General features: G+C 59.4%; 14 protein-coding genes. 12 read left to right on the top strand and 2 right to left on the bottom strand.

All coding sequences use genetic code 11. The annotated features are described in order from the left end of the window. The first annotated feature begins 50 nt into the window (after positions 1 to 50). The 5 genes from AC1DF8_RS03140 (at position 51) to AC1DF8_RS03120 (ending at position 3,974) form a co-directional block, all read left to right on the top strand. Complete coding sequence (locus tag AC1DF8_RS03140) at positions 51 to 512, top strand: cupin domain-containing protein (protein ID WP_113201844.1); 462 nt, start codon at positions 51 to 53, stop codon at positions 510 to 512. A 61-nt stretch (positions 513 to 573) separates the two neighbouring features. Continuing rightward, positions 574 to 1,302: a class I SAM-dependent methyltransferase gene (locus tag AC1DF8_RS03135; RefSeq protein ID WP_477994948.1), complete on the top strand. Its 729-nt coding sequence runs from the start codon at positions 574 to 576 to the stop codon at positions 1,300 to 1,302. Positions 1,303 to 1,369: 67 nt separating this feature from the next. Next, the gene (locus AC1DF8_RS03130) at positions 1,370 to 2,557 is read left to right on the top strand and encodes a glycine C-acetyltransferase (RefSeq protein ID WP_113016540.1); all 1,188 of its coding nucleotides are present in this window, start codon (positions 1,370 to 1,372) and stop codon (positions 2,555 to 2,557) included. A 21-nt stretch (positions 2,558 to 2,578) separates the two neighbouring features. Beyond that, the gene (gene tdh, locus AC1DF8_RS03125) at positions 2,579 to 3,616 is read left to right on the top strand and encodes an L-threonine 3-dehydrogenase (protein WP_113016541.1); all 1,038 of its coding nucleotides are present in this window, start codon (positions 2,579 to 2,581) and stop codon (positions 3,614 to 3,616) included. 10 nt (positions 3,617 to 3,626) lie between these two features. Continuing rightward, entirely contained in the window at positions 3,627 to 3,974 is a 348-nt protein-coding gene (locus AC1DF8_RS03120; protein ID WP_183847079.1) for a GFA family protein, read from the top strand. Positions 3,975 to 3,983: 9 nt separating this feature from the next. On the opposite strand, the gene AC1DF8_RS03115 is transcribed toward AC1DF8_RS03120, so the two are convergent. Further along, positions 3,984 to 4,526 carry a L,D-transpeptidase family protein gene (locus AC1DF8_RS03115; RefSeq protein ID WP_183847581.1) on the bottom strand — a complete coding sequence of 181 codons (543 nt, stop codon included), beginning with the start codon at positions 4,524 to 4,526 and terminating at the stop codon, positions 3,984 to 3,986. A 57-nt stretch (positions 4,527 to 4,583) separates the two neighbouring features. Then, positions 4,584 to 5,018 carry a hypothetical protein gene (locus tag AC1DF8_RS03110; RefSeq protein ID WP_477994947.1) on the bottom strand — a complete coding sequence of 145 codons (435 nt, stop codon included), beginning with the start codon at positions 5,016 to 5,018 and terminating at the stop codon, positions 4,584 to 4,586. A gap of 450 nt (positions 5,019 to 5,468) precedes the next feature. Here AC1DF8_RS03110 and rpoD point away from each other — a divergent pair, with 450 nt between their 5' ends. The 7 genes from rpoD to AC1DF8_RS03075 all read left to right on the top strand — a co-directional run bounded on the left by rpoD (position 5,469) and on the right by AC1DF8_RS03075 (position 12,056). Further along, entirely contained in the window at positions 5,469 to 7,523 is a 2,055-nt protein-coding gene (gene rpoD / locus AC1DF8_RS03105; protein WP_112543627.1) for an RNA polymerase sigma factor RpoD, read from the top strand. A gap of 246 nt (positions 7,524 to 7,769) precedes the next feature. Continuing rightward, complete coding sequence (locus tag AC1DF8_RS03100) at positions 7,770 to 8,063, top strand: GYD domain-containing protein (RefSeq protein ID WP_018114106.1); 294 nt, start codon at positions 7,770 to 7,772, stop codon at positions 8,061 to 8,063. Between the two features lie 91 nt (positions 8,064 to 8,154). Continuing rightward, positions 8,155 to 8,913 (top strand): DUF930 domain-containing protein, encoded by a 759-nt coding sequence (locus tag AC1DF8_RS03095; RefSeq protein ID WP_477994946.1) that lies wholly within the window; start codon positions 8,155 to 8,157, stop codon positions 8,911 to 8,913. 48 nt (positions 8,914 to 8,961) lie between these two features. Continuing rightward, on the top strand, positions 8,962 to 10,044 hold the full coding sequence (locus AC1DF8_RS03090; protein ID WP_477994945.1) for a DUF930 domain-containing protein: 1,083 nt from the start codon (positions 8,962 to 8,964) through the stop codon (positions 10,042 to 10,044). 104 nt (positions 10,045 to 10,148) lie between these two features. After that, positions 10,149 to 10,310, top strand: a complete 162-nt coding sequence (locus AC1DF8_RS03085) for a hypothetical protein (RefSeq protein WP_018114155.1) — start codon at positions 10,149 to 10,151, stop codon at positions 10,308 to 10,310. A gap of 47 nt (positions 10,311 to 10,357) precedes the next feature. Continuing rightward, positions 10,358 to 11,155 carry an APH(3') family aminoglycoside O-phosphotransferase gene (locus AC1DF8_RS03080; protein WP_477994944.1) on the top strand — a complete coding sequence of 266 codons (798 nt, stop codon included), beginning with the start codon at positions 10,358 to 10,360 and terminating at the stop codon, positions 11,153 to 11,155. A gap of 100 nt (positions 11,156 to 11,255) precedes the next feature. Next, on the top strand, positions 11,256 to 12,056 hold the full coding sequence (locus tag AC1DF8_RS03075) for an AraC family transcriptional regulator (RefSeq protein WP_477994943.1): 801 nt from the start codon (positions 11,256 to 11,258) through the stop codon (positions 12,054 to 12,056). Positions 12,057 to 12,097: the final 41 nt, after the last annotated feature.

Here is a 12,097-nt window from a genome sequence, read left to right as displayed (position 1 = left end):
AATCTGCACGGATCTCTGCTAGGGTCGTTTCAGAGTTTGGGGGAACTTCAATGGCGCATTTCAACAGAGCAGTCGCATCACTGCCCGGGCGCGAGCGGATTGCCAGACATCCGCATGGTGGGCAGGTGTTCATTCATGCAACGGCGGAGGAAACCGCCGGTGCTTACGGCATATGGGAGACCTTTTCGGCACCAGGCACCGGCCCCTCGCGGCATATGCACACGCGGGAGACGGAGGTCTTTCGCGTCATCGAAGGGAACTACCGTTTCTGGTGCGGCAACGAGATGATCGAGGCGCCCGTCGGCTCCGTCGTCGTACTGCCGCCGAATGTTCCGCATCATTGGCGCAATGTCAGCGATGGCATGGGCCGGATGATGGGCTTCGTCACGCCTGGTGGGTTCGAGCATTTCTTCCTGGAGCTCGAACGGGCTGGTGCGGCGACCCCTGAAGCGATCTTGCCGATCCAGAACAGGTTCGGCCTCGTTGAGATCGGCGACGGTCCTGATCCTTAAGATGCCCGATCCTTGAGATCATGATGGGTGGTATCCTATAAGTACCGTCCGGAGGATTATCATGAGCCAGAATATCTATGATACGGCGGAGTTCTTCGCCGGATACAGCACCATGCGCCGCTCGATCGAGGGGTTGGAGGGCGCCGCCGAATGGCCGGCGGTCCGCGCTCAATTGCCGGAGCTCGCAGGGAAACGCGTTGTCGATCTCGGCTGTGGCTTCGGCTGGTTTGCGCGCTATGCCCGCTCGGTGGGTGCTGCAAGCGTCCTCGGCCTCGACATATCCGAGAACATGATCGGCCGCGCGAGGGCGGATACGCATGATGAGGCGATCACCTATGGGATCGCCGATCTCGAAGAGCTGGAACTGCCGGAAACCTCATTCGATTTCGCGCATAGTTCGCTCGCCTTTCACTATGTCAAAAATTTCGAGCGGCTTGTCACCACGGTTTATCGGGCGCTCGTTCCCGGTTCACGTTTCGTCTTTACGATCGAGCATCCGATCTTCATGGCGCCGCGCAATGCCGGCTGGAGCACTGATGCCGATGGGCGGCGCATATGGCCGCTGGACAGCTATGCTATCGAAGGAAGCCGCACGACGGATTGGCTCGCCAAGGGTGTCGTCAAGCAGCACCGTCGTCTCGGCACCACGCTCAATACGCTGATATCTTCGGGTTTCACCATTCGCCACGTCCAGGAATGGGCGCCGAGCGAGCAGGATCTGGCCGAGCATCCGGAATGGGTGGAAGAACTCGACCGGCCGATGTTTCTGCTTGTCATGGCCGAGCGTTGAACAAGACAAGCCGGTGGCGATGTGCTAACCGACGCTCAGACGGGAAACATCAAGAGAAGGGCCCTCAATGACCTCGAATTTCCTCTCGCACCTGCGCGGCGAACTGGCTGCGCTGAAGGATGCTGGCCTCTACAAGTCCGAACGTGTCATCACCTCCAAGCAGGCCGGCGAGATCGCCATCGCCTCGGGCGAGCGGGTGCTGAATTTCTGCGCCAACAACTATCTCGGCCTTGCCGATAATGAGGAGCTCGCGGAAGCCGGCAAGAAGGCGCTCGACCGCTATGGCTACGGCATGGCCTCGGTTCGCTTCATCTGCGGTACGCAGGAAGAGCATAAAGAACTCGAGGCGCGCATTTCCTCCTTCCTCGGCATGGAAGACACGATCCTCTATTCCTCCTGTTTCGACGCCAACGGCGGCCTGTTCGAGACGTTACTCGGTGAAGAGGACGCGATCATTTCCGATGCATTGAACCATGCCTCGATCATCGATGGCGTGCGTCTCTCCAAGGCCAAGCGGTTCCGTTACGCCAACAATGACATGGCGGCTCTGGAAGAAGAACTGAAGAAGGCCGAAGGCAGCCGCTTCAAGATGATTGCGACCGATGGTGTCTTCTCGATGGATGGCATCATCGCCAACCTGCAGGGCGTCTGCGATCTCGCCGAAAAATATGGTGCGATGGTCATGGTGGACGACAGCCACGCCGTAGGCTTCGTCGGTAAGCATGGTCGTGGCTCGCCGGAATATTGTGGCGTCGAAGGCCGTGTCGATATCATCACGGGTACGCTCGGCAAGGCGCTTGGCGGTGCATCGGGTGGTTATACGTCGGCCAAAGCCGAGATTGTCGAGTGGCTGCGGCAGCGCTCGCGCCCCTATCTATTCTCCAATACGCTGGCGCCTGTTATCGCGGCTGCCTCGCTCAAGGTCTTCGACCTCATCGACAATGGCGATGCGCTGCGTGAGCGGCTCTCTGCCAATGCCGCGCTGTTTCGCACCGAAATGACCAAGCTCGGCTTCACGCTTGCCGGCGAAGGGCATCCGATCATCCCGGTCATGTTGGGAGATGCGAAACTCGCACAGGATATGGCCGCGCTGATGCTGAAGAAGGGCGTCTATGTAATCGGCTTCTCCTTCCCGGTCGTGCCGAAAGGGCAGGCGCGTATCCGCACGCAGATGTCGGCGGCGCATTCGAAGGCGGATGTCGAGCGGGTGATTGCGGCCTTTGCCGAAGCCGGCCGCGAACTCGGTGTTATCTGAGAGCCTTGAGGAGAAAAGATCATGTCCAACATGATGAAAGCGCTGGTCAAGGCGAAGCCTGAAGTCGGCCTCTGGATGGAGAATGTGCCGGTGCCGGAGGTCGGCCCGAACGACGTGCTCATCCGGGTGAAGAAATCGGCGATCTGCGGCACGGACGTGCACATCTGGAACTGGGACCAGTGGGCGCAGAAGACCATCCCGGTGCCGATGGTCGTCGGCCATGAATTCTGCGGCGAGATAGCGGAGATCGGCTCTGCCGTCACAAAATATCATGTCGGTGAACGTGTCTCGGGTGAAGGGCATATTGTCTGCGGCAAGTGCCGCAACTGCCGCGCGGGCAGGGGGCATCTCTGCCGCAATACGCTCGGCGTCGGTGTCAACCGCCCGGGTTCCTTCGGCGAATTCGTCTGTATCCCGGAAGCCAATGTCGTACCGATCCCGGACGATATCCCGGATGAAATCGCAGCGATCTTCGATCCGTTCGGCAATGCCGTCCATACCGCTCTCTCCTTCGATCTCGTCGGCGAAGATGTGCTGGTCACCGGTGCGGGGCCGATCGGCATCATGGGTGCGCTCGTTGCCAAGCGTTCCGGCGCACGCAAGGTCGTCATCACAGACATCAATCCGAACCGGCTCGATCTCGCCCGCAAGCTCGGCATCGACTATGTCGTCGATGCATCCAAGGAAAACCTTGCCGATGTGATGAAGGCGATCGGCATGACCGAAGGTTTCGATGTCGGCCTCGAAATGTCGGGTGCGGCACCCGCCTTCCGCGACATGATCGACAAGATGAACAATGGCGGCAAGATCGCCATTCTCGGCATTGCGCCTGCTGGTTTCGAGATCGACTGGAACAAGGTCATCTTCAAGATGCTGAACCTCAAGGGCATCTATGGCCGCGAGATGTTCGAGACCTGGTACAAGATGATCGCCTTCGTGCAGGGCGGTCTCGATCTTTCGCCGGTCATTACGCATCGCATCAAGATCGACGAATTCCGCGACGGGTTCGAGGCGATGCGCTCGGGCAATTCCGGCAAGGTCGTGATGGATTGGATGTGAGAAGACGGGCATGAAATACGAGGGAAGCTGCCATTGCGGCAATATCGCCTTCACGGTGGAAGGCGCATTCACCGAAGCGCTCGACTGCAACTGTTCGCTCTGCCGCCGGCGCGGCGGATTGCTGGGCTTCGTGCCGCGGGAGAAGCTGCACCTGACGGTGCCGGAAGAAAACCTCTCGACCTATACGTTCAACAGTCATGCCATCAAACATCACTTCTGCGCCAAGTGCGGCATCGCGCCCTTCGGGGAAGCAACGGCGCCCAATGGCATGGAGATGGCATCCGTCAATCTGCGCTGCATTCCAGCGCTCGATCTGTCTGCCCTGACGGTGAATGCATACGATGGGCTGTCGCGTTAGGTCGGCGGTTCAGGGCGTGATCTCTATGGGCGTATGATCGGGGACGCGTGCCCAGATATCGCGCATCTCCTGGTCGGTGACGGCAATGCAGCCATCCGTCCAATCCCAAAGCAGGTGCATTGTCTGAAGGAAGCCCCAGCCATTGGGAAGGCCGTGGATCATGATGTCGCCGCCGGGAGGATAGCCCTTCAATTCGGCATTCTGCCGATCGGCCGGATTGGGGTAGGAGATATGCAGACTGAGATGCGCCATGGACCGGGGATTTCTCCAGTCGATCTCATAGCGGCCTTCCGGTGTCTTCTCGTCGCCTTCTCGCTGCTTTGGCCCTTCATCGGCAGCGCTTCCAAGAGAAACCCGATATGCCGAAAGAGGGGTTTCGCCTCGAAGGAGAACCATGCGGCGATCGGATTTATCAACGCGAATTAGGTTGGCTTGTTGCTCCAAGGGCGCATCCGGGGGCGGGGTGCCTGAGCTGATCTTGGCCATGACTTTCGTATAGGCGAGCACGCTGAGGGCGACGGTGGCTGAAATGATCAACTTTCTTCTGAACATCACGATCCCAATCCTTGAGCTGACGAAATCGCCACACCGTTTTAGCCGAATGCCACGTCAGTAGTTGAGCAGGATCTGCCCGATGGGATCGCGTATTCTGATGACCAGCAGCTTCGCGGTATATGTGTCGGACCCGTTGAAGAAGTGAAATTTACGCTCACGGCCTATTTCCGTGCTGAATTGCTGATTGCCGAAGGAGCAATCGGAGGCGCATTCGATTTTCAGCTGACTTCCGCGATCGGGTGATTTCGACAAGTCGGTAATGTTCAGCGAATGTATTGGTCCGATGTCCTTGACCAGTTCGCAGGTCTTGCCGTTATAGCAAGTGGCGGACCCAGCTATCGGATCGCGATCTGCGAACAAAATCCCGAAGCTGATTGTGCTGCTGGTATCCTCGGGATAGCCGCTTGCCGGGAAGACGGCGAACAACGCGACAAGTGCAAGCAGAACCGGAGCGGAATTCGCCATAATCGTGCGCGCCTCTTTTTTCACAACTCATGTTGGCGATTTGCGAAGAATCTATGGCGTACGGTTGGAGCGAGTTGCGGTTCTTCCAGTGTTTGCGCAAAAGCCCTTGTCTTTTGCCGGTGACATACTAGATAAGCTTCGCAATCGCTGGCGCGGTTCAAAGCCTGTGGATAAGGCTTTTTCCGGGTTTTCGGTGGCTTTTTTTCTGGAAAAGCTTGACGAGAACAAATTTTGTGGGAATCACCGTTCCACTTGAGCGGTGAACTGGGTCAAGGCGGATCGCACAACCATGGCCGGAAATCCAATGGCAATGAAGTTTTGCTGTCCGATGCCGGCAATCGTGGTTAATCAGGCTTTAAATGTCATCCCGTTAGGTGGGGTATAGGTGATTCGAGGCCGGCGCGCACGTGCCAGGCCACGACAGGGCCATTCACCGCAGCGAGTATGAATAGCGTCAGGAAGGCGACGATATAAATGGCAACGAAGGTCAAAGAGAACGAAGAAGCGGAAGTCGAACGCGACGGCGCAAGCGACGGCCCTCTTCTCGATCTTTCCGATGACGCGGTCAAGAAGATGATCAAGGCCGCCAAGAAGCGCGGCTATGTGACGATGGACGAGCTCAACGCCGTCCTGCCTTCCGAAGAAGTGACGTCCGAACAGATCGAAGACACGATGTCGATGCTGTCGGACATGGGCATCAACGTCATCGAAGACGAAGAAGCCGAGGAAGCCGGCGCTTCCGGTAGCGATGACGACGACAGCTCCGACAGCGAAGACGGCGAGGGCGGCGAACTTGCGCCTTCCAGCGGCACCGCGCTTGCGACCGCCAAGAAGAAAGAGCCGACCGACCGTACCGACGACCCGGTGCGCATGTATCTGCGCGAGATGGGCTCCGTCGAGCTTCTGTCGCGCGAAGGCGAAATCGCCATCGCAAAGCGCATCGAGGCCGGCCGTGAAACGATGATCGCGGGCCTCTGCGAGAGCCCGCTGACGTTCCAGGCGCTGATCATCTGGCGCGATGAACTGAACGAAGGCACGACGCTGCTGCGCGAGATCATAGATCTCGAAACCACCTATTCCGGTCCGGAAGCCAAGGCTGCTCCGCAGTTCCAGAGCCCCGAGAAGATCGAGGCTGACCGCAAGGCTGCCGAGGAAAAGGAAAAGACCCGGCGCGCCCGCTCCGGCGACGACGACATCACCGATGTCGGCGGCGAAGGCATGCCTCCCGAAGAGGAAGAAGAGGACGAGGACGAATCCAACCTCTCTCTTGCCGCGATGGAAGCTGAGCTGCGCCCGCAGGTCATGGAAACGCTCGACATCATCGCCGAGACCTACAAGAAGCTGCGCAAGCTGCAGGACCAGCAGGTCGAGCAGCGCCTTGCCGCCACCGGCACGCTGTCTTCCGCCCAGGAGCGCCGCTACAAGGAGCTCAAGGACGAACTGATCAAGGCCGTGAAGTCGTTGTCGCTCAACCAGAACCGCATCGATGCGCTGGTCGAGCAGCTCTACGACATCAACAAGCGCCTCGTGCAGAACGAAGGCCGCCTGCTGCGTCTGGCTGAATCCTACGGCGTCAAGCGCGACTCGTTCCTGGAACAGTACCAGGGCGCTGAGCTCGATCCGAACTGGATGAAGTCGATCGGCAATCTGGCCGCTCGCGGCTGGAAGGAATTCGCCAAGAGCGAAAACACGACGATCCGCGACATCCGCCAGGAGATCCAGAATCTCGCAACGGAAACCGGAATTTCGATTTCGGAATTCCGCCGCATCGTGCACATGGTGCAGAAGGGCGAGCGCGAAGCGCGCATCGCCAAGAAGGAAATGGTCGAAGCGAACCTTCGCCTCGTCATCTCCATCGCCAAGAAGTACACGAACCGCGGCCTGCAGTTCCTCGACCTCATTCAGGAAGGCAATATCGGCCTGATGAAGGCGGTCGACAAGTTCGAATACCGCCGTGGCTACAAGTTCTCGACCTATGCGACGTGGTGGATCCGCCAGGCGATCACCCGCTCGATCGCCGACCAGGCCCGCACGATCCGCATTCCGGTGCATATGATCGAAACGATCAACAAGATCGTTCGTACCTCGCGCCAGATGCTGCATGAAATCGGCCGCGAGCCGACGCCGGAAGAACTGGCCGAAAAGCTTGCCATGCCGCTCGAAAAGGTCCGCAAGGTCCTGAAGATCGCCAAGGAGCCGATCTCGCTCGAAACCCCCGTGGGTGACGAAGAGGATTCGCATCTCGGCGATTTCATCGAAGACAAGAACGCGCTGCTGCCGATCGACGCCGCCATCCAGGCGAACCTGCGCGAGACGACGACCCGCGTTCTGGCATCGCTGACGCCGCGCGAAGAACGCGTCCTGCGCATGCGCTTCGGCATCGGCATGAACACCGACCACACGCTCGAAGAGGTCGGCCAGCAGTTCTCGGTCACCCGCGAACGTATCCGACAGATCGAGGCGAAGGCGCTGCGCAAGCTCAAGCATCCGAGCCGCTCGCGCAAGCTGCGCTCGTTCCTGGACAGCTGAGCGGTTTCACGCATCCAGACGACCGATACCAGAACCCGGCCAGCCTTGCTGACCGGGTTTTTCTTTGGTTGCAATCGCTACAAATGAGCCTTTCGGGCTATTGCTAAGCCGGATTGATGGCTCGCTTTTTGTTGTCGCCCTGTGGTGATGGGCCTATAATTTCCCTCGCGGGGGAATTGAGCGGTCGCAGCATGCGAACGGTTTCGCAAGTCTGCCTGGACCATGGCCTCCGCCGGGAGGTGTAACATGACCACTTACATTCTCATGATAAACTGGACGGATCAGGGCATCCGTAATGTGAAGGAATCTGCCAAACGGCTCGATGCGGCAAAAGCTCTGATGGGCAGCTTAGGCGGCTCCTTCGAGCGCTTTTATCTCACCATGGGCGAATATGACATGGTGGCTATTTGCGAGGCACCCGACGACCGGGTGATAGCGCGGTTTACGCTATCGCTTGGCATGGGCGGCAATGTGCGCACGAAAACCTTGAAGGCATTTTCGGAAGTGAATTATCGCGACATCATCGCGTCGCTCGCATAGATCAGGATGGTCGATAAGTGGTGATGAGCCAGAAATGGCGTTGTGGCTGGTCCGCAGCGCTGGCAGTGTCGCTGCGCCTTGAACCCAGAGCATGGACTTGCCTTCGATGGAACATGCCGGCCTGTTGCAGAGAGGAAGATTCGATCCGGCCTGGCCGGCATCGCTCGCACTGCATCTTGCCATCATCGCAATCCTGCTGGCATTCCTGCCCGACGTGAAGCCGATCAGGGCGCCGCCGGAGGAGAGTGTCGACGTCGAGGTCGTATCACCGCCGCCTGCCACCGCAATTCCCGTTCCGCCGCCTGCGGCCCTGTCGCCGCCGCAAAGCCGTGGGGACAGCGGAAGTCCGGCGGATGGAGACATCCTGCCGTTGACGCCCGAGACGGCGTCCAGAGAGGTGCTTCCGTCTGCGCCGGCGCTGGCGAGGCCCGCGGTATCAGGTCCACCGCCGCTGATGCAGGCGACGGAACTCTTTTCCGCAAAAACACTCGGCAGCCCGCGCAGCCGCAACGCACGTCAGCTGCTTGGCACGCTGTCCGGTGAGGAGCGCAATCTGCAGCTCTGCAACCTCGAAGCGCTGGAGCAGGTCAACCGTTCCCGTCCGGGATCGGTGCCCGATCTTGTCGCACCTTACGCCATGAAGCCGGAGAAGGTGAGGGGCAACAGCATCGAGGTGGATGGCGGGGCTTTCCGAAGCAAGCGGAACTGGTTCAATATCCGCTTCCATTGCGAGGTGGATCCCGCGGGAAAGACTGTCACCGCCTTTGCCTTTGCGATTGGCGATGCCATTCCGAAGGACCTGTGGCAGGAGCACAATCTGGTGGCCGAGGATGGCGAGGCCGATCAGTAAGTCCGCTGCCAACAGTCACGAAGGTCATCATCACAAGGTTTTTTCCATTTGTGGCTTGATGCTGCCGGGTTTAAAGGCCACATCGCTGCTGTGACAGAAGAAGAAGTCGAACCGGCAGATACCGATCACGAGACGGAACACCAGGAGCCCCGCGCTCGCTGGGGTGTTATCGCGTCCGTGCTGGTGCATGTGCCCATCGTCGCGCTTCTCATATTCGGCCTCCCGAAGATCCAGGCGCAACCCGCCGAAGACGAGAGCGTGAAGGTCGAGCTCGTGCCGCCGCCGGAGGAGAAGAAGCCCGAGGAGAAGCCGAAAGAGGAAGAGAAGCCCAAGGAGCAGGCGAAGGCTGAGCCACCTCCACCGCCGCCGCCTCCGCCGGCGGAGAAAGCTGCGGAACCGCCAAAGCCTATGCCAATACCAGCTTTGCAGACGATAGCCGAATATGGCGACAAGAACACTGGTCCGCAAAAGTCGGTGACCGGGAATTCCTCTCAAGGCGAAGTGAAACCTGCCGAGACTGCGCCACCTCATGATGCTCAGGCAAATCGGCCGCCAGCAGACGCGCCAGCGGAAAAACCACAGACGGAGGCGTCTCCTGCAAAGCCAATTCCTGAAGATGTGAAGCTGCCCGAGACCGCGGCGGCCGACGTGGCCAACGAGCGCAATGCACCGCTTGCGGAACTGTCTGGAGAAGCCAAGACGAGCATCGAGCAGACGAAACCGGCTGAACCAAGGTCGCCTGAAACACCGAAGGCCGAGCCGGTGAAGGATGAGCTAGCTGAAGCCAAAACTTTGTTTTCGCAGAACGATAATGACGATCCCGTTGCACGAACAGCAATGGAGGGCGTGCCACGCGGCATGCGCGCCGGAAAGCTCTGCGCGAGTGAACTCGAGCAACAGCTGATCCATGGATCGCCCAGTGTTCGGCCTATGCTGGTCCCTACCTATGACCTATCAAATGGGACAGTTCTCGATGTCAGGGCTGGAGCCTTTCGCACGGTCAAAGGGTGGTACAATGTTCGTTTCCGCTGTGAGGTGGACGAGAATGCCACAAAGGTTGTTTCCTTTGCCCTTGACACCGGGGATGCCATACCGCGGAGCCAATGGAAAAGCCGGAAGCTTCGGGATTGAGAAAGCAGCGGTGTTAATCCCATTTCGAAACAAGCCACACGCAAGGAACCATCTCTATCGTTTCCCCATAGCCGTTATGGTACGGTAGCGAAGGGACACATGATATGTCGAACGAGATCGAGCACTTCTTCGAGCGCCAGGAAGAAGCCGTCAGCCTGATGTTTCTGGAAAACAAGGCGGACGAGCTGACCGATATTCTCGTCGCGGCCCTGGAAGAAGCTTTCGAAATTCTCGCTGAAAGCGCGCCGGTCGGAACTTTTCACTAAGGCCGCCACCCAAGCTCCCGAAGGAGCCTTTTCCCCTAGGGATCATCATGGTCGTTCCGCTTCAGGAAGATGGCAGGCTTCCGGTTTCGCTCCGGAACCATCTCGGCGGCTATGAATGGCGGCGGGACGCTCTCGGGCGGTCCTCGGCCTGTGTTTTTCGTCTGGAGGGCGAAGGGCGTCCGGGGCTTTACCTGAAGGTCGAAGAGGCCGGACCGTTTTGCGAGCTCGCCGACGAAGCCGAGAGACTTGTCTGGCTTCGCAGCCAGGGCCTCGATTGCCCTGAAGTCATTGCCCATGAGAGCGACGGAGAGCGCAATTTTCTTCTGATGACGGCGCTGCCGGGCGTGGATCTCGTCACTGCCGCAACGCTGTTGCCTGAAGAGCGCATCGAGATCCTCGCCTCTGCGCTCAGTGCGCTCCATAGCCTCGATATCAATGCCTGTCCGTTCGATCATCGGCTGGAGAAGCGTCTCGCGGCCGCTGCAGCGCGCATGCGCGCCGGCGTCGTCGACGAAACGGATTTCGACGAGGAGCGGCTCGGCAAGAGCGCCTTCTTCCTCTTCGGCGAATTACAGCGGCTTCGGCCGGAAAGCGAAAATCTCGTTATAACGCATGGCGATGCGTGCCTGCCGAATTTCATGGCGGCGGGCGGTCGATTCGCCGGTTACATCGATTGCTGCCGCCTCGGTGTTGCCGACCGCTATCAGGATGTCGCGCTCGCCTGCCATAGCATCGGCTATAATTTTGGCGAGGAATTCGTGCGGCTGTTTCTCAATGCCTATGGCCTTTCGATCATCGATCCTGTGAAGATGGACTATTATCAGCTCCTCGATGAGTTCTTTTAGAACTCGTGTTTTGGCGCAATTCCGCACGCGAAACTGCTGCCCATTCTGGGCTTGCTAGGCTCGCTGCCGGCTGGCACAGTCGGGCGCGAAGGAGTTTGCCATGGCCGCCAGCCAGTTCAGGATGCTGCGTTCGTCCGTGCCCGGCGTGGAGGCGGTGATGGCGACATCAGGCCATCGTTTCGCGCGCCACACGCATGAGCAGTTCGGCATTGGTTTCATCTTTTCCGGGGCTCAAAGATCGCTGAGCGGGCGCGGCATGGTCGAGGCGGAGGCCGGCGATCTTATCACCGTCAACCCGAACGAGATTCATGACGGCGCGCCGATCGGCGAGGCGCGCTCCTGGAGCATTCTCTATTTTGATCCTGCGGTGATGGAGGGGCTTGCGCGCGAGGTTGCAGGAGGCGGGACCAATCGGTCGGAAATTCCGCGCCCTGTCATTCATGACAGGCTGCTCGCCGATCGATTTCGCGCGCTATTTTCCGCCGTGACCGGGGATGAGGAAGGGATGCGCTGCGAAGAGCTGCTTCTGTCGGTCATTGCCGATGCCCTGCGGGAAACCGCGATGACGGAGGGGCCGGCGCCGGCACCGCATTCCATTGTCCATGCGCGCAACATGATCGATGATGATCCGGCGGGCGAGATCTCGCTTTCCGATCTGGCACGGGAGAGCGGCCTCAGCCGGTTTCAGGTGCTGCGCGCCTTTGCGCGGGCGACGGGTTTCACGCCGCACGCCTATCACGTTCAGGCCCGCGTGCACCTTGCCCGGCGGCTGATCGCCGGTGGTGCGGCCCTGGCGGAGGCTGCAGCGGAAAGCGGCTTTGCCGACCAGAGCCATATGACGCGCGCCTTCGTTTCCCGCTACGGCCTTACGCCCGGCACCTATGCCCGCGGGCATTCCTGATCGCTTGCCTGTTCCCTTGCAATTTCGTTCAAGACCCCTGG

The organism is Rhizobium sp. 05N49 (assembly GCF_056396805.1).
Note: the sequence above shows the minus strand (reverse complement) of the source record. Positions and strands in the feature narration are given on the sequence as shown.